Here is an 18,876-nt window from a genome sequence, read left to right on the forward strand (position 1 = left end):
GGTCAATGACCGGCCGGAACGTGCCATCCGCCCATGCCGGCGCTCCGGTGGATGGCGGTTGTTCGATGGTGCAAGCTCTGGCCTGCAAGTTTTTGCGTGCAAGTTCTCGCATGTAGGTCTCTCGGGGTTCGATTTCGTTGCCAATTTCCGACAGGCTTCTTAGGCGGGCTTTAGAGAAGCAACCCCGTCACCCTCAATTCGTCATGGTCGGCTTAACGGGCGTGTCAGAATCCGGACAGAGTGTCGTGGATCGATCAAATAACCTGATAACTCGACTGAGTTAGTAGTCGTCCGGCCGGTCGGATTTCCGCGGCGGGAGTACCGCATGTCGAATGTCATTCAGTTTCATTCGAAGCCACGCGCAGGCGCGCCGGATGTAGCGAGGCGCGTGGATGCCGGTTCGGCCGCCGAGGTTGCAGCGCTGCGTGCAGGCGCGCGAGAGGCTTTCGTTCTCCTGGCCGGACGGCTCGAACTGGCAATGCATCATGCACGCGCGATCGAGACGCGAATGATCGATCCGAGACAACGTCAGGAGTTTGCAGACCAGATCGAGTTCACCCAGCGTCTCCTGGACGTGGCCCATCAGAAAATCCTGCTGCTCTAGACGCCGCATCTCCATTTTACATCGATCAATAGCCAGAGCGAATAAACCATGCGCACCAACTTGCCTGTTACGGGCGTCGAATATCCGCTGACAGACGAAACCCTGATCGTGTCCAAGACCGATCTCAAGGGCAATCTCATCTATTTCAACGACCAGTTCGTCGAGGCGTCGGGCTTCACCGAGCAGGAACTGGCTGGGCAGCCTCATAATATCGTCAGGCATCCAGATATGCCGCCGGAGGCCTTCGCCAATCTCTGGGAGACCTTGAAGGCGGGCAAGGCGTGGGCTGGCGCCGTCAAGAACCGCCGCAAGAACGGTGATTTCTATTGGGTGCTGGCGAGCGCCACACCGATCTGGGAGGGCGGTCACGTGGTCGGCTACATGTCGATCCGGACCAGGCTGCCCGCGGACCAGCGCGAACAGGCCGAGCGAGTCTACACCGCGATTCGGGACAAGAAGGCCAACGTTTTCAAGATCGAAGCCGGCATGATCCGGAAGCGCTCGCCGCTCGACGTCCTTTCGCCGCTCACGCGGTCCTTCAAGGCCCGGCTCACCACGATGGTTGGCGTTCTTTCGGCCTCCATGCTGATCATCGGCATCGTCGGTCTCGTTGGGATGAGCCAGGTCAATCAGCGTGCCAAGTCGATCTATGAAGATCGCTCGGTTCCTCTTGCCCAGCTCTTCGAGATCAACGATCGCATGAAGGAAAGCTCGCTCGTCATGTTGCGTTCCGCAATCGAGGGTCGCAACGGTCACGACGGCGCTAACGTTCAAAGCGCCATCGCCGCCAACGTCGAGAGGATCGGCAAGCTCTGGTCGGACTATATGGCGACGTATCTCACTCCGGAGGAGAAGTCGGTCGCGGACTCATTCACCCCGAAGCGGATCGAGTATGTCGAGCGGGGTCTCAAGCCCGCACTCGGAATGCTGGCCGATCGCAGATTCGACGAGCTGAACGCCCACATGATTGGCAGGGCAGCGCAACTCTTCGACGCCGCAAAGACGGACATGGATCGGCTGGTGGCGATCCAGGTCAAGGAGGCGAAGGCCGAATACGATGCCGCGGAAGCTTCGTTCCTTGTCGCGAATGTGGTTGCGATTGCTGCGCTGTGCCTTGGCTTGCTCGCCGCGGCCTGGCTCTCCCTGACGACTGTCCGCGCGATCACCAGACCGCTGGCGCATTTGAACGAGATCATGTCGAAGATCGCGCAAGGGGTTTTCAACAGCCGCGTCACCGTCGAGCGCGATGATGAGGCAGGAGTCGCGCTCCGCAATCTCCAGGCGCTTCAGGCCAAGCTCGGGTTCGACCGAGAGGCGCAACGAGATCTGGAGAAGCGGACGGCCGCCCAGCGCCGGGCCGACATGCAGAGACTGGCCGGCGAGTTCGAAGCCGCCGTAGGCAATATCATCGAGACCGTCGCCTCCGCAGCGACCGAGCTCGAGGCGACCGCGGGCACACTGACCAATACCGCGGAATCAACGCAGCGGCTTTCGACCACGGTTGCCGCGGCGTCGGAGGAAGCGTCGACCAACGTTCAGTCCGTTGCTTCCGCCACCGAGGAGATGTCCTCGTCGGTGACCGAGATCAGCCGGCGGGTTCAGGATTCCGCCAAGATGGCGGCCGAGGCGGTCAGTCAGGCTCGCCAGACCAACGCCCGCGTCAGCGAGCTGTCGCGGGCGGCCGCCAGGATCGGCGACGTCGTCGAGCTGATCAGCAACATCGCGGGGCAGACCAACCTCCTTGCGCTGAACGCAACGATCGAAGCGGCGCGCGCCGGCGATGCTGGCCGTGGCTTCGCTGTCGTGGCGTCCGAGGTGAAGGCGCTGGCTGAGCAGACTGCCAAAGCAACCGGCGAGATCGGCCAGCAGATCGCCAGCATCCAGACGGCAACGCAGGAATCGGTTGCCGCGATCGAACTGATCGGCGGAACGATCGGACATTTGTCCGAGATATCGACGGCTGTTGCCGCGGCTGTCGAAGAGCAGGGGGCCGCCACCCAGGAGATCTCGCGCAATGTCCAGCAAGCCGCGCGGGGCACCCAGGACGTTTCCTCCAACATCGTCAATGTCCAGCGCGGCGCATCGGAAACGGGCTCGGCCTGCTCGCAGGTCCTGTCCTCCGCGCAGTCGCTCTCCGTCGAGAGCAACCGTCTCAAGACGGAGGTGGACAAGTTCCTGACGACCGTGCGAGCGGCCTGATCGGTCCATCGATGGACCATGCTTCGGCCGCAGCGAGAGCGATCGCCGCGGCCGCTAGCGCGACTGCGCGCGCTTCAGCGTCTCTGACGGAAGCTCGCCATGGAGCCGAAGATAGTCCGCGGCGAAGCGTCCGATGTTCTGGAAGCCGCAGCGAAATGCGACGGCGGTCACCGTGGTGCCGTCGGAGGGAGATCGCAGCAACTCTCCCGCCCGCTGTAGCCGAACCCGCTTCGCGAACTGCGCGGGCGAGCCTTTGCCGGCGCGGGCGAACTCGCGAAAAACGGTGCGGACACTGACGTTCGCAATGCCTGCGATTTCCTCGAGATCGATCGGCCGGCTCCAGTTCGCCTCGATGAACGCCTCGATCCTCTCGACCGCGTTGCGCCCAGCGCCGCGCGGTTCACGCCTGAGCAGATCCGAGAAGTTGTGCTCATGGGCCAGGAGAAACCTGACGACCAGCTCGCGCTCCAGCTCGGCCCGGGCAAGAGGGGAATATTGATCGGCAAACGCCTCCAGCTCCTCTGCGAGATGGAAGACCTGCCGCCGCACGAATGACATGCTGGACGGGTTCGGATCGCATTCGGATAATTCCAGCCGCTTGTCACTTGCGTCACCGGCAAGCGCCTTGATGGTGCGTTCGAGCGCCAGCGTATCGATGCGCAGCACCAGTTGCCGATAGCCCTCGCCGAATTCCAGTCGCAGCCGCGACTTTCCGTCGACGATGGGCGTCCAGGCGCCGATCGAGGTGCTCCTGTCCGACGTGGTGAAGCTTGCCCGGCCCTCAATGGAGAAGAATTGCCGCACGAAGTTCGCTTCGGGATACGTCACCACGACGGGACAATCGTACGAGCAAAAGCCCAGACCCACGGCCGTCAGTTTGGCGTAGTTCGCCCGGATACCGAATTTTCCACGCCCCTTGTCGAAGCCGTCCGCGCCGTACACGCTGAACAGCCGCTCCCGCGCAAGCTCACTGTCGTGCGAGTGCACCGCCTCATACTTATCCAGATAAATGATGTCACCCGGTAAACGAGAATCCGAATCTGCGGCCGCAAATCTACGCAACTATCGGTAAGTCGCCACCAATCTCGAATTGCATAACGCGCTCGCGCGCCGTGAAGCTCTATCCCGCAAGCAGCCGTGGACGGCAATTCCATTTGGTGGGGCGCTACGCGCGCATTTGCCGCATATCGGAAACCGGCAAATGGCACTGCATGCTGCGACTTGGTGGAATTTGAAATGCTGCGAGCGGTTGGCAACGCTCGTCGCCATTCGGTTTTGTCGGCGCTCGTCTGCAAGGATACGACCGATGCGCAATTCCGGTGTCGCCGGCGCTCAATTCCCCGGCTGGAACGTGCAATCAGCCCCGCTGCCGTCCTTCCGGCGGATGGCATTGGGGTCGATCGTGCAGCTCAGCTGCGTCAGGCTCTCGAAGTTCGATCCCGCCGCACCGTCGGGCGGGATGCCGGCCAAGGCTTCGGTGGCGAAGATCTCGTTGGCCGTGGAGCCGTTCACGGTCTTGGTCTTCTTGCCGATGGTGATCTCGCAGCTTCGCACGGTGATGTCGACATTGCCGGTACGGCAGACGATTCTGTCCGCGGTCACCACGATCGGCTTCTTGTAGGGAATGTCGCTGCTTGCGGCGAACAGCATCGCCATCGCCTTCTTCTCGGACCCCGACAGGGTCGGCGACAGCGGCGCGATCACCGCCGCGAGCGCCAGTGCTGTCGAGCCCGAGACCTTTGCGGGCGTCGCGCCTGAGGCGCCGGCCATGCCGGAGGCGCCGGCGAAAGCGAGAGCAGAGACGGTGCAGGCCCAGATCCCTGACCGGGGCCATGTCCTGAATGTCATTCGTGTCGCTCCTCTCCCGTCGCGGCTTCTCATGGCTTCGACGCCGCGAGAGACCGCGATCCTATGACAGAACTGCCGCTCCTGGCAGAGCCGTGCGCGCCATGCTGCTTGTCGAGGGCCTTGATGATGGCTGCGGCGACCGTCTGGCCGGACTGCAGCGCGCCTTCCATGTAGCCGAAATAGGCAAAGCAGGTGTGCTCGCCGGCAAAGAACAGGCGGTCCTCGAAACCCCTGGCCAGCAGCGGCCCGGCGCGGCAGACCTCGCCGGGGGCGGGACAGGAATAGCCGGCGGCGGTCCATTCATCGCGCGGCCAGGCCATGAACTCGGGCTCGCCGGCCAGATGCTCGACATAGCCCTTGTAGACGCCGCCGATCTGCCGCGCATAGAACGCGTCGATCCGCGTCTGGTCGCCGGGCTGGTAGTGCTTGAGCGCTTCCTTGGCGACGTCGGCGCCGGCAAACAGGCTGAGCTCGACCGGACGCTCCGGCGGGGCGATCTGGTTGTCCGTCCCTTCCCAGGTGACGCCGAACCGGTTCGAGATCGCCGTCGGAGCGAGGCCCTCGCCGATCCAGAACCGCTTCTTGAGCGGACTGAGATATTTTACCGCCGTCCCCATCGAGACGTAATAGTCGTGCGGCAAAGGGGGCGTGATCGCGATCTTGGCGTCGGGTGAATCCGGCCACAGGCTCGGCGGTATCGCGAGCACGGCGTAGTCGGCGGCGAAGGTCGTGCGGGGCGCGTCGTTTCCGGAGGTGCCGAGGTCCAGGGTCACGCCTTCGCGGTCGATACGGATGGCGCGCACCGGCGTCGACAAATGGGTGCTGGCGCCCTTGTCCCGGATGTCGCGCGCGAGACGAATGGCGAGCTCCTGGTTACCTTCCGAGCAACGCAACGTTTCGGTCTGGGTGAAGAAGGCGTCGATCTGATCCTTCATCCGCCCGCCCGCGATGACGGCGAGGTTGGCGAGAAAGCTCTGCTCGGTGGTCGGCTGGCCGGCGTCGTTGGAGAACTGCTCTTCCATGGCGTGCCTGGTGAGCTTCGAGCAGTCGAGGCTGGCGATCCACTCCGCGATCGTCCTGGCGTCGAGCTTCTTTGCGCCCTTGGCGCGCCAGGGCTTGCGGGGATCGATCCTGCCGGCCCACCGGCTGAGCTTGCCGAAGGCATCGTCCATCTCGTGATAGACCCGCTTCATCTGGCCCTCGGACAGCTTGTCGCCATCGAGAAACAGCGGCATGTCGAGCTCGAGCGCGTCGAAACTGGTGTCCGAGGTGATGACGGACAGGCCGAGCTCGAATCGCTTGGCCTGACCGAGCCAGAGCGGATGATTGTAGCCGATCAGCTCCCCGCCGGCCTCGACGATGCCGCTCGGCTTCTTCTTGCTGAAAACCCGGCCGCCGAAGCGGTCACGGGCCTCGAACAGCGTCACGTCGCAATGCGCCACCAGTTCGGACGCCGCCATCAGGCCGGCAAAGCCGCCGCCGACGATCGCGACTTTCGGGCGTCGCACCGCCAGCGCGCGGAGCGCGGTGGGTGAGCGGATCGATGGCCGGGTGGGTTGAAGGGCGAGCTTGTCCCTGACCCGTCGCTGGCGCTCCGCACCCGAAATCCTGGGTCCGTAACGCCGGTGCAGCCGCGCAAACAGCGAACGCATGGCGTGCTTCCCCGGTTCACAAATCCTGCAATTCCGCCGGAAATGGACGGATAGTACCAAGATTAACGTGCAATCTCAGGAAGAGTCGAGAGCTGCGCCACAGCGGCCGGCCTTCGGCCGTGTGCGTTGCAAGGGCGGTTCGCGCCGCGCTCTCAGGCGGCTTTCTTTCGCGTGGCGGCCTTCTTCGCCGTCTTCTTCTTCTTTGCCTTCTTTGCCGCCTTCTGGGCCGCAAGATAGGCTTCGACCTTCTTCGACGAATGGCCGGCCGCGGCGACGGCGGCCTTCAGCTTCGCGGGCGTGATCTTGAATTTCTTCGACCAGTAGCGGACCTCATAGGCCTCGCTGAGCGCGATCCGGCTCTTGTCGGCGGCGCGGTGCTTCTGGAGCTTGATGTAGGCCTCGACCTTCTTGGCGGAGTGGCCGACCTTCTTGACGGCGTATTTCAGCTTGGCCGGCGTCACCTTGAACTTCTTCGTCCAGTAGGCGACTTCGTATTTCTCGGTGAGCGCAATCAGCGCGCGATCCGCGCCGCCGCGCTTTGCCTTGTCGTCCGCCATGCTTTCCTCCTGCCGTGGATGCAGCCAGTCTAGCATGCAATCGGATTCGGAAGGCAAGGTGAGAGCTGCGTGCGATTGCGCGGAGCGGGCGTTTTGCACCGATGCGTCAAACGTTTGCGCGGCGCGACCCAGCCTCGCGCCGGCAACGGCTTTCTACTGTGCATGGGGTTGTTTTCGCGATTTTTGTTGAGGCCGGCCCGTCAGGCCTGCTTCAACGTTCGGAACGTGATGGAATATCGGCGCGCCTCGACCGGCGGGATGCTGTGCTCCCATTGCGAGCGTGCCTCGCCGTCAATCAGGTAGAGCGAGCGCGGCCGGGCCTCGAGTGTGTGGCGCTCCCATCTGTCGCCGCTGCGGCGGCGGAAGCGGAATTTGCAGGACGAGCCGAGCGACAGGCCGAGGATCTTGTCGAAATGCGGCTTGTCGCGGTGCCAGCCGATGCCGACGCCGGCGTCGTATTCGGTGCAGAGCACCTGCCGGACGCTGCCGCCGGCGAGGCCCGCCCATGCCTCGGCCTGTCGCGCGACGGGCAGCACCCAGTCCGGGATCGGCTCGGCCTCGGCCAGCCGCTGCAGCGAATAGTCGTAGCGATAGCCGAACGAGGCCACCCGGCGGTTGCCCTCGAAGGCGCCGAACTGGAAACGCTGCAGCGGCAATGCTGCGATGCGGCCGATCAGATCCTGCTCGACGGCGGGCTCGACGAATTGGTCCGCGTAGCGAAGCCCCGCAGGGCCGGCTTGCGGATCGGCGAACAAACCAAGCTGCGTCGTTCCTCGCATTTCCGTGATGGAACCTAATGGTGGCTGATGCGACTTATCTATTAACGCGGGGAGTAACGTGCGAGGCTGTCATGGCACACAAGCATACCGCCGATCCGGCAGAGATCATGCGGGCGACCGGTCACCCTGAGCTGGAATATGCCGCCGGCTGGACCATCGCCGGTCTGGTCACCATCGGCACCATCGTCGCGGCTTGGGTGTTCGCGATCTAGGCTGCGGGAAACCGCAGCTCGAAGGCCGCGCCCTGGTCTGCGGGCTTAAGCCCGATCGAGCCGCCATGGCTCGCCATCACCGCGCGCGATCGCCAGCCCCATCCCGGTGCCGTCCTGGCAATGCCGCGCGCGAGCGAGGCGGTCGGAAAGAGGCTTTCCGACCGAGCAGGCGCGATCTGCTTCACACAGCGTCAGCGTTGCCCGCCAAAATTAGCCCTTGGCGAACTGGCGATAGTCCGGCTCGCGGTGAAACCAGAACTCGTAACCGCTAATCGCCTTCTGCATGGCGACGTCATGGATCGGCTGGTTGAGCGGGACGACGGGAACGTCGCGCATGCAGAGCGTGATGAAATCCTTCACGGCCTTGTCGTACTCGGCTGCGTCCGTGGTGAACCGCGCCTTGTCGATCAGCGCGTCCATCTCCTTGTTCTGGTACGAGGAGATGTTGAAGATCGAATTGTTGCCGTGGAAATTCCAGTAGAAGTAATATTCGGGATAGTCCAGCCAGCCGCTGAAGCGGTTGAGCGCGAGCGGCAGCTCCTTCTTGTTCAGCGTGGTGCGCCAGTTCGCGCCGGGAATCTTCTCGATCGCCGCCTTGATGCCGACCCTGGCCAGGCTCTCCTGGATCAGGATGGCGGTCGGCTCGCCGACCGTGGCGGTGCCGGTGTCGAGCGACAACGTGGTCTCCAGTCCGGCTTCGAATCCCGCCTCCTTCATCAGCGCCTTGGCCTTGTCGAGATCGGTGACGTAGGGAAACGGCTGCGGCCAGACCGGCTTTGAAACGTCCGCCGCTCCGCCGTACATGGGAACGGCACGGCCGAAGAAGGCGCTGCTCTGGATTTGCTCGTACGGCATCGCCCAGGCGATGGCCTGGCGCAGCTTGACATTGTCGAACGGCGGCTTCGCTGTGTTCAGCGCAACGTACCAGAGCGCGTTTGGGATCGGCACGCCCGAGACCTTGACCTTGCCTTCCTTGATGATCTGCTCGAAATCGCGTGGCGCAAAGCCGCTCGAGATGTCCGCATCGCCACGCTCCAGCATCGCGCGGCGGGTGCCGGCGGAGGGGACGTCGCGCGCGATCACGCGCCGGAGCTTCGGCAGCGGTCCGCTCTTCCAGTCGTCGAACCGCGCCAGCACGGTCTCGCTGCCCGGCTTCCAGCTTTCGATCCTGTAGGCGCCGCCGCCGGCCTCGTTGTTCCTGAGCCACGCCAGCGCCCAGGGGTCTTCCGGCGTCGCGTTCTTTTTCGCAAGCTCCGAGTTGATGACGAAGGGCACGACCACTGCGACGTTGAACAGCAGCATCTTGTCCTTGCGGACGTAGTCGATGCGGAACGTGTGGTCGTCGACCACGACGAACTGCTCGGGCTTTTCCAGCGATCCCGCCGACATCTGAAAGGTCGGAAAGCCGCCGACCTTCACCGCGCGGTCGAACGACCATTTGACGTCCTTCGCGGTAACAGGCGTGCCGTCGTGGAATTTCGCGTCTTTCCGCAAGCGGAAGGTGCAGGACATGCCGTCGGCGGCAACCTCCCAGCTCTCGGCGAGTTCGGGCGCCAGCTTCTCGCGGTCATAGGACACAGTCCCATCGGGCAGTGTCGTGGACGCGTAGGTCAGCAGGCGATCGTAACAATTCCAGGACAGGCCGTTCACGGTCTGGTTGGAGCCGACCCCCTGCATGTCCAGCGAGTTCGGCCCCAGTTCCTGCACCACCAGCAGCGTCTCTGCGCGCCCCTGCGCCCAGGCAAAGCGCGGCGCGACGGCGGTCATTCCAGCGATGCCGAGGCCGCCGAGCACGTCGCGGCGGTTTACGTCGAAAGATGATGCGCTCATCGCGGCCTCCAGGAGAAAGTTGCGACATAAAGAGGCAAAGCGCGTGCCATCAACCGGGATTCATGGCGTCGCATCCCGCGTCGATCGCGTCTTACGGTGTCACCGCTCCGCGTGCGACCGCGCGCGGGGCGGTCAGCTCCTTCCAGGTCGAGTTTGCCACATGCACGGGCGAGAACGCCGGGCGCTCGACATAATGACCGTCACCGGCCTCGGCGCGCAAATCGCCGTCGTTCCAGACGACGCGGCCGCGCGATAGCGTCGCCGCCGGTCCGCCGGTGCAGGAAAAGCCCTCGAACACATTGTAATCGATCCGGCTCATCTGCCGCTTCGCGCTGATGGTCTTGCTCGCCTTGGGATCCCATACCACGACGTCCGCATCGGAGCCCACGGCGACCGCGCCCTTGCGCGGATAGATGTTGAGGATGCGGGCGATGTTCGCCGACGTCACTGCGACGAATTCCTCCTTCGTCAGCCGTCCCGTGGTGACGCCCGCCGTCCACAGCAGCGCGAGGCGATCTTCGAGGCCGCCGGTGCCGTTCGGGATCTTCCTGAAGTCGTCGCGCCCGAACCGCTTCTGCTCCGTGGTGAAGGCGCAGTGGTCGGTTGCGACCACCTAGAGCGAGCCGGCTTGCAGGCCGGCCCACAGGCTGTCCTGATGCGACCTGTCGCGGAACGGCGGCGACATCACGCGCTGGGCGGAATGATCCCAGTCCTTGTTCTGGTATTCATCCGCATCGAGCAGCAGGTGCTGGATCAGCGGCTCGCCATAGACGCGTCTGCCCGCCGCGCGTGCGCGGGCGATCGCCTCATGCGCCTCGCGGCAACTGGTGTGCACGATGTAGACCGGCGTCCCCGTCATGTCGGCGATCATGATGGCACGGTTGGTGGCTTCGCCCTCGACCTCCGGCGGCCGCGAATAGGCGTGTCCCTCGGGGCCGGTGACGCCGCGCGCGATCAACGCCTCCTGCATCAAGGCGACGACGTCGCCGTTCTCCGCATGCACCACCGGCATGGCGCCGAGATGGGCGCAGCGCGCGAACGAGTTGTAGAGCTCGTCGTCGTTCACCATCAGCGCGCCCTTGTAGGCCATGAAATGCTTGAAAGTGTTGATGCCGTAGGTCTTGACCACAGTCTCCATCTCGTCATGGATCTGCTTCGACTACGATGTCACCGCCATGTGGAAGCCGTAGTCGGCGGCTGCCTTCTCCGATTTGTGCCGCCACTCCTGGTAGGCCGCGAGCATCGACTGGCCGGGGTCGGGCAGGCAGAAATCCACCACCATCGTGGTGCCGCCGGTCAGCGCCGCCTTGGTGCCCGATTCGAAATCGTCGGCGGTCACGGTGCCCATGAACGGCATTTCGAGATGGGTGTGCGGATCGATCCCGCCCGGGATGACGTAGGCGCCACCGGCATCGAGGATCTCGCAACCGGTGGGCGTCTCGACCGATGCCCCGACCGCGACGATGGTCTCGCCGTCGATCAGCACGTCCGCACGGCGCGAATGATCATGATTGACGACGGTGCCGCCGCGGATGAGGAGGGACATGGGAGGCTCCGGAGGAGGGGGACCTCGCGAAGGCTAGGCGCGCTGAGCGCAATGCGACAGGCGAAATTTTAGTCACACGTCGCCAGCGGCTTCGCACTCGGCCTCTACGCCGCTTGCGCGATCAACCCGTCGATCATCGCACGCACCAGGCCGGCGATTTCCTTGCGCAGCGCCGGTAATGGAACTGCCACCAGTTTCTGCTCCAGCCCGAGCGCCACCATGCCATGCACGGACGAGAACAGACTGCGCGCGGTGACGCCGAGCTCCTCCGCGCCTCGCTTTGGAAACAGCGCGGCCAGCGGCACGTAGATGTGCCTGAACAACTGCATCTGGTCCTCGATGGACCAGTCGGGCACGGCCTTGTCGGCCTCCATGCGGTGCTCGAACAACGCGCGCCAGAGCTGGAGATTTTCGGCGGCGAAATCGCAATAGGCGATCGCGATGCGGACCAGCGTCTCCTGCGGCGATGGATTGCCCGCGCGCACTGCCGCGCTGAGCGCCTCGTCGAGCCGCCGTAGCGTGCGCGAGCCGACGCGCAGGACCAACTCGTCCACATCGGCGACCAGATTATAGACTGCGCCATTGGCGCAGCCGATCTCGCGCGCCAGATCGCGAGTTTTCAGGCCTGCCAATCCGCGAACCGCGATCATTCGTTCCGCCGCCAAGATCAGCTCCGTGCGCAATTTCTCTCGACGTTCCAGGGTCTTAGTCATTTCATCGCCAAATTATTGAGCGTCGCTCAAATATTTATTGAACGATGTTCAAGTTCTCTGCTACAAATCATCTGTGAGCAACGCTCATAACAGGGAGCAGCAGATGTTCAAGACCGTAGTGACACTTTTCCGCGGCAGCGTTGCCGCCGCAGGCGAGGAGCTGGAAGACCGCACGGCCCTTCTGATCCTCGACCAGCAGATGCGCGACGCGGCAGCCGCCGTCGAGCGCAGCAAGCGGACGCTTGCGCTGGCGATCGCGCAAGACCAGCAGGAAGGCCGCAAGCTCGAGGCGACCGTCGCCCGCATTGCCGATCTCGAGACCCGCGCAGTTGCGGCGCTCGACGGCGGCCGTGAGGATCTCGCCAAGGACGCCGCCGAAGCCATCGCGGGCCTGGAGGCCGACCGCGATGCGGCGATGACGGCACGTGCCTTGTTCGCGACCGAGATCGCGCGGCTGAAGCGGCATGTGGCAAGCGCTCAGGCGCGTATCACCGAGCTCGACCGCGGTCGTCGCGTCGCCCGCGCCTCGGAAGCGGTGCGCTCGCTTCGCCGCAGCGGCATCGAAGCGGCACGTCCTTACGAATCAACGCTGCCGGAGGCGGAGAGCACTTTGAGACGTCTACGCGACCGGCAGATGGCAGCCCAGGCCGCCGACGATGCCCTGGTCGAACTCGATGCGGCCTCCGGTCCGCTCGCCACCGCCGAAAAACTCGCCGAGCAGGGCTTCGGCCCCCGGCTCAAGACCACCGCGGACGACGTGCTGGCGCGGTTGAAATCCAGGCGCACGCCGACTGCGTGATCTCAAACCCGATCATCGTTCGAACCAACAGGAGACCATCATGAACCAGAACGGCCAGCCCCACAGCAGCGCCTGGGTGACCTTCACTTATGCGTCCTTCGCAGCCTCCGCCTTCCTTGTTGCTATCGGCGTCTTCTTCCTGCCGATCGATCTCTGGATGAAAGGCTATCTCACCATGGGCGTCGTGATGCTGATCCAGACCTGCATCACCCTGACCAAGACGGTCCGCGACAATCATGAGAGCAGCCGGCTGGTGAACCGCATCGAGGATGCCAAGGCCGAACGCCTGCTGATGGAAGTCTCCAAGGCGGCTTGAACGAGGCGGCTTGAGTGGGCGCGTAGGAAAACGAAGCCAGGCACGACGCGAAGCGGCGGGTGCACCTCATCCGCCGCTGCTGCTCATTTGTGGAACGCCGCAACATACTTCTGCGGCTTTCATATCGCGCCTGCGAAATGCAACCGAGCCATGACGGATCGCACGGGCGGGCGGTCTTGCGCAGCCGCGGCGGCCGGAGCACTCTGCGCAAGCGGCGCACAAAGAACGCCGCCAAAAAAGACGTACGTACAAGATCTTGGCGAGGAAGCTCCATGACGGCGACGCGGATCGACTGCGACATCCACCCGGCGGTTGGTGGCACGCGTACGACACTGCTTCCCTATCTCAGCGATCACTGGAAGGAGCAGGTGGTGAGCCGCGCCATCGACGGGCTCGATCTCACGAGTTATCCGCCGAGCATGCCGCTTTCGGGCCGCGCCGACTGGCGGCCGGCCGGTGGCGCCAAGCCCGGTTCCGACCTTGCCATGGTGCAGAAGGGCGCGTTCGAGCAGCTGGGTGCCAGCCACGCGATCCTCAACGTGCTCTATGGCGCACAGGCGGTGTTCGATGCCTACATGGCGGCTGACTTCTGCAAGGCGATCAACGACTGGATCGCCGCCGAGTGGCTGTCGCGCGATCCGCGCCTGCGCGCCTCCATCGTGGTGCCGATGCAGGACCCGGATCTGGCGATCGAGGAGATCGAACGCCGCGCCGGCGACAACCGCTTCGTGTCGATCCTGGTGCTGGCGCAGGGCGAGACGCTGCTGGGACGGCGCCACTTCTGGCCGGTCTACCGGCTCGCCGAGAAGTACAGGCTGCCGCTCGCGATCCATGCGGGTACGCAATATCGGCAGGCGCCGAGCTCGGCCGGCTGGCCGTCGCACCGCTACGAATACTACTTCGTCGAGGCGCAGGCGTTTCAGGCTCAGATCCTGAGCCTGATCTATGAGGGCGTGTTCGGCAAATTTCCGGACCTGAAGGTCGTGCTGATGGAGTCGGGCGTGAGCTGGCTGCCGGCCTTCATGTGGCGCGCCAACAAGACCTGGCGCGGCGTACGCGTCGAGGTGCCGTGGGTCGAGCGCGAGCCGGCCGCGATCATCCGCGACAATTTCCGCGTTACCATGCAGCCGTTCGATGCGCCGGCGGACGCGAAAAGTGTCGAGGAGATCATCGACCAGATCGGCTCCGAAAAGATGTTCCTGTTCGCCTCCGACTATCCGCACTGGCAGTTTGACGGCAACGATCCGATCCCGCCGCATCTGCCGAAGAGCATCATCGACAAGATGTGCGTCGACAATCCGCTGGAGACGTTTCCGCGGTTGTCGCTCAATTGAACATTGGAGGATCGCATGAGTGACGTCATCGACCGACCCTTGCTCGACGAGGAAAAACCCGCCGCGACGCGGCTGCGCATCGTCGATTGCGACGTGCATCCTAGCTTGCGATCGACGGACGATCTCAACGAGTTCCTGCCGAAACGCTGGCAGCAGCATCTGAAGGAATACGGCAGCCATCTGCGCACGCCCTACCTTTTCACGACGCCCTATCCGCGCTCCTCGCCGCTGATCGCGCGGCGCGATGCTTGGCCGCCGACCGGCGGGCCGCCCGGCTCCGATCTCGCCTTCATGCAGAAGCAGCATCTCGATCCGCTCGACGTCGAGTTCGGGATATTGCAGGTGCTCGATCTCTTCATCTTCTCGCAGCAGAACCTTGACTTCGGCGCGGCGATCCAGCGTGCGATCAACGACTGGCAGCTTGCATTCTGGTCGCATCGCGATCCGCGCCTGAAGGCCTCGATCCTGGTCGGACAGGATGGCGTTGATCTCGCCATCGCCGAGATCGAGCGCTGCGCGAAAATCGGCGAATACATCCAGATCAACGTCTCGCCGCGCGCCAACGAGCCGCTCGGCCGTCGCCGCTACTGGCCGATCTACGAGCGCGCGCAGGAGCTCGACTTGCCGCTCGGCATCCATGTCGGCGGCTATGGCGGCCACGCGCCGACGGGCGGCGGCTGGCCGTCCTATTATGTCGAGGAGCACCAGTCCAACGCGCATACCATCGCGGCGCAGCTTGCGAGCCTCGTCATTGAAGGCGTGCCCGAGCGGTTTCCAAAGCTGAAGATCGTGTTCATCGAGGGCGGCTTCGGTTGGATCCCGTCGGCGGTGTGGCGCATGGACCAGCATTTTGAGCGGTTCCGCAGCGAGGTGCCGCATCTCAAGCGAAAACCGTCGGAATATGTGCGCGAGAATTTCTGGTTCACGACGCAGCCGATCGACGAGCCGGACGAGGCGCGGCATCTGCGCTCGCTGATCGAGTGGGTCGGCGTAGACCGCCTGTTGTTCTCGTCGGACTATCCGCATTGGGATTTCGACGATCCGCGCTTCGCCTTCAAGACGCCGCTGTCTGAGGCCGAGCGGAAGAAGATATTCAGCACGAACGCCCGCGCGGTCTACAAGTTCTGAGATCAGCATGAGCCGTCATATCGTCGCCCGCACAACCGAGATCCCGCCCGGCGGCAACAAGGTCGTCGATATCGCCGGCCGCGATATCGTCGTGTTCCACGTCAACGGCGAGTTCTTCGCGCTATTGAACCGCTGCCCGCACGAGGGCGCGCCGCTTGAAAAAGCCGCATGCGTGGCGCGGCTGACCTCGCCCGAGCCTGGCGTCTATGAGCGCTCGCGCGTCGGCGAGATGTTGCGCTGTCCCTGGCACGGCTGGGAATTCGACATGCGCAACGGCCAGTCCTGGTTCGATCCGAAGCGCGTCAGGATACGGTCCTATCCGGTCGCCGTGGAACGCGGCGAGGAGCTGCAGAAGGGCCCGTATGTCGCCGAGACCTTCCCCGTGCATGTCGAGGACAGCTACGTGATTGTCGAGGTGTGATCGGTCGTTTCGGATTGTGATTTCGGCGCAGGTGCGATATGCCTCTCGCGCTTTCAGAGGCGGAGACGAGCTTTGTCGAAACAATCCCTGCGCGAGGAGGCCGAGCGCCTGATCCGCGAATCGATGGAAAAGAAGTCCATCGTCGTCAAGCAGGGCTCGACCCGCATCGAGGCCGTCTGTGGCAAGTGCGGCGCGCCGAACCGGGTCCAGGCGGAAAGAGGCCAGTCCAGAGCCAAGTTCGCCTGCAAGAATTGCGGGCACCAGCAAGAGACACTGTAGGCTTCTTGACCACTCCCCCATAATAGCGGGCGAGGGAGTGAGCGAACGGTGCGCGCCTACTCGCCCTTCACAAACTCCGCGAACGCATCCGCATAGTTCGGATGCCAGCGCGACAGCGGCGGGCGGTTCTCGACGATGTCACCTGCGGCCCACAGCATGCGCTTCTCGTCGAGCGCGCGCGGCACGTCATTGTCCGGGCACAGGATGTAGAAATCGCCGGCCTCCAGCCGCGTCAGCATGAAATTCACTGTCTGTTCAGCCGTCCAGGCCCCGGCCGGCTTCTCGATCCGGCCCTTCGCGGTCAGGCCGGTGAAGACGAAGCCTGGGATCAGCAGATGCGCGGTGATGCGGCAATCCTTCGTATTGCGCAGCTCGTGCTGGAGTGCCTCGGTGAACGCCTTCACGCCGGCCTTGGAGACATTGTAGGCGGGATCGCCGGGCGGCGTGGTGATGCCCTGCTTCGAGCCGGTGTTGATGATCAAGCCGGCCTTGCCGCGCGCAATCATGCCGGGTGCGAAGATGCGTGAGCCGTTGATGATCCCCCACATGTTGACGCCGATGATGCGCTGCCAGTTGTCGGGCTCGCCGAACAGCGTGCTGCCCGGCTGGATGCCGGCATTGTTCATGAGGATGTCGGCGCCGCCAAAGCGTTCGCGCACGGCGCGTTCAAGTTCCGCCACGCTCTCGGCGTTGCCGACGTCGACGGCGAATGTCATCACATCTGTGGCCGTCGCGATGGATGACAGTTTTGTCGCGGCCTCCGCCATCCGCGCCTGATCCACATCGGCGATGCACACCTTCAGGCCGGTGCGCGCGAAAGCCGCGGCAGCGGCGAATCCGATGCCGGATGCGCCGCCGGTGATCACGGCGACATTGTCTTTGACGATGGCGGAATGTGGCATGGATCTTTCTCCGGGGAGCGGCTCGGTCGAGCCATAACATGGCGACATTTCGACCCTGCACAAGTCGGCATGGGAGGTCTTCGTTCCGCGCCGCCTTTACGCCCATCCGGCACCGCTGTATCCTCTCGACCCAACGATCCTGCCCAGATCGAACCAATCAATCATTTGACAGGGAGTGCAGCCATGGCTGTGTCGCAGGCGATTCCGATCACGCGCCATCCGTTCGCCAATGGGTCCTACAAGCAGATGCTGATCGACGGGAAGTGGGTCGATGCTGCTTCAGGCAAGCGCTTCGAGACCCACAACCCTGCAACCGGTGAACTGCTCGCAACCGTCGCCGAGGGCGACAAGGAAGACATCGACCGTGCGGTCGCCGCCGCCCGCCGCGCCTTCGAAGGGCCCTGGAGCAGGGTCAAGCCGTTCGAGCGGCAGAACTTGCTCCTGAAACTCGCCGATCTCGTCGAGAAAAATTTCGACGAATTGTCGCAGCTCGACACGCTCGACATGGGCGCGCCGCTCAGCCGCACCCGCGCTTATCGCCTGCGCGCCGTCGGCATGCTGCGCTATTACGCGGGCCAGACCACTGCGATCCATGGCGAGACGATCGAGAACTCGCTGCCGGGCGAGATCTTCTCCTACACGCTGAAAGAGCCGATCGGCGTCGTCGGCGCCATCATCCCCTGGAACGGCCCGCTCACCGCCACGATCTGGAAGATCGGCCCGGCAATCGCGACCGGCTGCACCGTGGTGCTCAAGCCCGCCGAGGAAGCGCCGCTGACTTCACTGCGCATCGCCGAGCTGGCGATGGAGGCAGGCATCCCGCCCGGTGTCGTCAATGTCGTGCCGGGCTATGGCGAGACCGCAGGTGCGGCGCTCGCCTCGCATCACGATGTCGACAAGGTCGCCTTTACCGGCTCGCATGTTACGGGACAGTCGATCATCCGCGCTTCGGCGGGCAATCTCAAGCGCGTCTCGCTCGAGCTCGGCGGCAAGTCGCCGGACATCGTGTTCGCGGATGCCGATCTCGATGCGGCCGTGCCGGGTGCCGCGATGGCGGTGTTCGCCAATTCCGGTCAGATCTGCAGCGCCGGTACGCGCCTGTTCGTCGAGCAGGCGATCTACGATGAATTCGTCGGCCGCGTCGCCGAGTTCGGCAAGAAGCTGCAGGTCGGCAACGGCCTCGATCCCAACACCCAGATCGGTCCGCTCGTCTCCGAGCAGCAGCTCGAGCGCGTCACGAGCTATCTCGACATCGGACAGAAGGAAGGCGCCAAGGCGCTGGCCGGCGGTGGCCGCGTCACCGAAGGCGCGTTGTCGAAGGGCTTCTTCGTCTCGCCAACGGTGTTCGCGGGCGTCCAGGACAACATGCGCATCGCGCAGGAGGAGATTTTCGGCCCCGTGATCTCCGCGATCGCGTTCAAGGACATGGACGAACTGGTCAAGCGCGCCAACAACACCACGTTCGGTCTCGGCTCCGGCCTGTGGACGCGGGACGTCAGCAAGGCGCATGCCGTTGCGAAGAGCCTGCGCGCCGGCTCCGTGTGGGTGAATTGCTACCAGGCGATGGACCCGGCCGTGCCCTTCGGTGGTTACAAGATGAGCGGCTACGGCCGCGAGTCCGGCAAGCAGCATGTCGAGGAATATCTCAACGTGAAGGCAGTCTGGATCAAGACGGCCTAACGCCTGTTCTCCCCGCGTTCCGCGGAAGGGAATATTTGTTTTTATCGGGGCGGCGCCTTTTCGGGTGGCTGCCCCTC

At 64.0% G+C, this 18,876-nt stretch carries 19 protein-coding genes and 1 pseudogene; 9 read left to right on the forward strand and 11 right to left on the reverse strand.

Annotated features, from left to right (window positions below):
- Positions 1–280: 280 nt before the first annotated feature.
- Entirely contained in the window at positions 281–583 is a 303-nt protein-coding gene (locus JQ572_RS02180) for a hypothetical protein (protein ID WP_211381337.1), read from the reverse strand.
- Between the two features lie 69 nt (positions 584–652).
- Here JQ572_RS02180 and JQ572_RS02185 point away from each other — a divergent pair, with 69 nt between their 5' ends.
- Positions 653–2,803 (forward strand): methyl-accepting chemotaxis protein, encoded by a 2,151-nt coding sequence (locus JQ572_RS02185; protein WP_211381338.1) that lies wholly within the window; start codon positions 653–655, stop codon positions 2,801–2,803.
- 54 nt (positions 2,804–2,857) lie between these two features.
- Here JQ572_RS02185 and JQ572_RS02190 read toward each other — a convergent pair whose 3' ends face one another.
- The 5 genes from JQ572_RS02190 to JQ572_RS02210 all read right to left on the reverse strand — a co-directional run bounded on the left by JQ572_RS02190 (position 2,858) and on the right by JQ572_RS02210 (position 7,639).
- Positions 2,858–3,865 (reverse strand): helix-turn-helix domain-containing protein, encoded by a 1,008-nt coding sequence (locus JQ572_RS02190; RefSeq protein ID WP_211381339.1) that lies wholly within the window; start codon positions 3,863–3,865, stop codon positions 2,858–2,860.
- Between the two features lie 270 nt (positions 3,866–4,135).
- The gene (locus tag JQ572_RS02195; RefSeq protein ID WP_372703138.1) at positions 4,136–4,651 is read right to left on the reverse strand and encodes a hypothetical protein; all 516 of its coding nucleotides are present in this window, start codon (positions 4,649–4,651) and stop codon (positions 4,136–4,138) included.
- 29 nt (positions 4,652–4,680) lie between these two features.
- Positions 4,681–6,303, reverse strand: a complete 1,623-nt coding sequence (locus tag JQ572_RS02200; protein WP_211381340.1) for a flavin monoamine oxidase family protein — start codon at positions 6,301–6,303, stop codon at positions 4,681–4,683.
- 152 nt (positions 6,304–6,455) lie between these two features.
- Complete coding sequence (locus JQ572_RS02205; protein ID WP_211381341.1) at positions 6,456–6,860, reverse strand: DUF3606 domain-containing protein; 405 nt, start codon at positions 6,858–6,860, stop codon at positions 6,456–6,458.
- Positions 6,861–7,060: 200 nt separating this feature from the next.
- Positions 7,061–7,639: an alpha-ketoglutarate-dependent dioxygenase AlkB gene (locus tag JQ572_RS02210; RefSeq protein ID WP_211381342.1), complete on the reverse strand. Its 579-nt coding sequence runs from the start codon at positions 7,637–7,639 to the stop codon at positions 7,061–7,063.
- Positions 7,640–7,710: 71 nt separating this feature from the next.
- On the opposite strand from JQ572_RS02210, the gene JQ572_RS02215 reads away from it, so the two are divergent.
- A complete protein-coding gene (locus JQ572_RS02215) occupies positions 7,711–7,851 on the forward strand; it encodes a hypothetical protein (RefSeq protein WP_018321489.1) in 141 nt (46 codons plus the stop codon).
- Here JQ572_RS02215 and JQ572_RS02220 read toward each other — a convergent pair.
- From JQ572_RS02220 to JQ572_RS02235, 4 genes and pseudogenes are all read right to left on the reverse strand, one after another.
- Positions 7,848–8,036 carry a hypothetical protein gene (locus tag JQ572_RS02220; RefSeq protein ID WP_211382439.1) on the reverse strand — a complete coding sequence of 63 codons (189 nt, stop codon included), beginning with the start codon at positions 8,034–8,036 and terminating at the stop codon, positions 7,848–7,850. The two genes, JQ572_RS02215 and JQ572_RS02220, sit on opposite strands and share 4 nt — an antisense overlap.
- 25 nt (positions 8,037–8,061) lie before the next feature.
- On the reverse strand, positions 8,062–9,681 hold the full coding sequence (locus JQ572_RS02225; protein ID WP_211381343.1) for an ABC transporter substrate-binding protein: 1,620 nt from the start codon (positions 9,679–9,681) through the stop codon (positions 8,062–8,064).
- 91 nt (positions 9,682–9,772) lie between these two features.
- Positions 9,773–11,227, reverse strand: a pseudogene (gene hydA, locus JQ572_RS02230) (dihydropyrimidinase).
- Positions 11,228–11,331: 104 nt separating this feature from the next.
- Positions 11,332–11,940: a TetR/AcrR family transcriptional regulator gene (locus JQ572_RS02235; RefSeq protein ID WP_211381344.1), complete on the reverse strand. Its 609-nt coding sequence runs from the start codon at positions 11,938–11,940 to the stop codon at positions 11,332–11,334.
- Positions 11,941–12,043: 103 nt separating this feature from the next.
- Here JQ572_RS02235 and JQ572_RS02240 point away from each other — a divergent pair, with 103 nt between their 5' ends.
- The 6 genes from JQ572_RS02240 (at position 12,044) to JQ572_RS02265 (ending at position 16,217) form a co-directional block, all read left to right on the forward strand.
- Entirely contained in the window at positions 12,044–12,739 is a 696-nt protein-coding gene (locus JQ572_RS02240) for a PspA/IM30 family protein (RefSeq protein WP_211381345.1), read from the forward strand.
- A gap of 40 nt (positions 12,740–12,779) precedes the next feature.
- Positions 12,780–13,055 carry a YiaA/YiaB family inner membrane protein gene (locus JQ572_RS02245; protein WP_211381346.1) on the forward strand — a complete coding sequence of 92 codons (276 nt, stop codon included), beginning with the start codon at positions 12,780–12,782 and terminating at the stop codon, positions 13,053–13,055.
- Between the two features lie 272 nt (positions 13,056–13,327).
- Positions 13,328–14,389, forward strand: a complete 1,062-nt coding sequence (locus JQ572_RS02250) for an amidohydrolase family protein (RefSeq protein ID WP_211381347.1) — start codon at positions 13,328–13,330, stop codon at positions 14,387–14,389.
- A gap of 15 nt (positions 14,390–14,404) precedes the next feature.
- On the forward strand, positions 14,405–15,517 hold the full coding sequence (locus JQ572_RS02255) for an amidohydrolase family protein (protein ID WP_211381348.1): 1,113 nt from the start codon (positions 14,405–14,407) through the stop codon (positions 15,515–15,517).
- A 7-nt stretch (positions 15,518–15,524) separates the two neighbouring features.
- A complete protein-coding gene (locus JQ572_RS02260) occupies positions 15,525–15,938 on the forward strand; it encodes a Rieske (2Fe-2S) protein (protein WP_211381349.1) in 414 nt (137 codons plus the stop codon).
- Between the two features lie 72 nt (positions 15,939–16,010).
- Positions 16,011–16,217 carry a hypothetical protein gene (locus JQ572_RS02265; RefSeq protein WP_211381350.1) on the forward strand — a complete coding sequence of 69 codons (207 nt, stop codon included), beginning with the start codon at positions 16,011–16,013 and terminating at the stop codon, positions 16,215–16,217.
- Between the two features lie 56 nt (positions 16,218–16,273).
- On the opposite strand, the gene JQ572_RS02270 is transcribed toward JQ572_RS02265, so the two are convergent.
- A complete protein-coding gene (locus tag JQ572_RS02270) occupies positions 16,274–17,119 on the reverse strand; it encodes an SDR family NAD(P)-dependent oxidoreductase (RefSeq protein WP_211381351.1) in 846 nt (281 codons plus the stop codon).
- Positions 17,120–17,302: 183 nt separating this feature from the next.
- On the opposite strand from JQ572_RS02270, the gene JQ572_RS02275 reads away from it, so the two are divergent.
- Positions 17,303–18,799, forward strand: a complete 1,497-nt coding sequence (locus tag JQ572_RS02275; RefSeq protein ID WP_211381352.1) for an aldehyde dehydrogenase family protein — start codon at positions 17,303–17,305, stop codon at positions 18,797–18,799.
- The last annotated feature ends 77 nt before the right edge of the window (positions 18,800–18,876 follow it).

The organism is Bradyrhizobium sp. SZCCT0153, assembly GCF_018129995.1.
Lineage (GTDB): Bacteria > Pseudomonadota > Alphaproteobacteria > Rhizobiales > Xanthobacteraceae > Bradyrhizobium > Bradyrhizobium japonicum_G.

Coding starts and splice junctions, on each gene's coding strand:
- JQ572_RS02275 (WP_211381352.1), top strand. CDS start 17,303: ATGGCTGTGTCGCAGGCGATTCCGATCACGCGCCATCCGTTCGCCAAT.
- JQ572_RS02270 (WP_211381351.1), bottom strand. CDS start 17,119: ATGCCACATTCCGCCATCGTCAAAGACAATGTCGCCGTGATCACCGGC.
- JQ572_RS02225 (WP_211381343.1), bottom strand. CDS start 9,681: ATGAGCGCATCATCTTTCGACGTAAACCGCCGCGACGTGCTCGGCGGC.
- JQ572_RS02260 (WP_211381349.1), top strand. CDS start 15,525: ATGAGCCGTCATATCGTCGCCCGCACAACCGAGATCCCGCCCGGCGGC.
- JQ572_RS02255 (WP_211381348.1), top strand. CDS start 14,405: ATGAGTGACGTCATCGACCGACCCTTGCTCGACGAGGAAAAACCCGCC.
- JQ572_RS02235 (WP_211381344.1), bottom strand. CDS start 11,940: ATGACTAAGACCCTGGAACGTCGAGAGAAATTGCGCACGGAGCTGATC.
- JQ572_RS02250 (WP_211381347.1), top strand. CDS start 13,328: ATGACGGCGACGCGGATCGACTGCGACATCCACCCGGCGGTTGGTGGC.
- JQ572_RS02245 (WP_211381346.1), top strand. CDS start 12,780: ATGAACCAGAACGGCCAGCCCCACAGCAGCGCCTGGGTGACCTTCACT.
- JQ572_RS02205 (WP_211381341.1), bottom strand. CDS start 6,860: ATGGCGGACGACAAGGCAAAGCGCGGCGGCGCGGATCGCGCGCTGATT.
- JQ572_RS02215 (WP_018321489.1), top strand. CDS start 7,711: ATGGCACACAAGCATACCGCCGATCCGGCAGAGATCATGCGGGCGACC.
- JQ572_RS02180 (WP_211381337.1), bottom strand. CDS start 583: ATGGGCCACGTCCAGGAGACGCTGGGTGAACTCGATCTGGTCTGCAAA.
- JQ572_RS02200 (WP_211381340.1), bottom strand. CDS start 6,303: ATGCGTTCGCTGTTTGCGCGGCTGCACCGGCGTTACGGACCCAGGATT.
- JQ572_RS02240 (WP_211381345.1), top strand. CDS start 12,044: ATGTTCAAGACCGTAGTGACACTTTTCCGCGGCAGCGTTGCCGCCGCA.
- JQ572_RS02185 (WP_211381338.1), top strand. CDS start 653: ATGCGCACCAACTTGCCTGTTACGGGCGTCGAATATCCGCTGACAGAC.
- JQ572_RS02210 (WP_211381342.1), bottom strand. CDS start 7,639: ATGCGAGGAACGACGCAGCTTGGTTTGTTCGCCGATCCGCAAGCCGGC.
- JQ572_RS02195 (WP_372703138.1), bottom strand. CDS start 4,651: ATGACATTCAGGACATGGCCCCGGTCAGGGATCTGGGCCTGCACCGTC.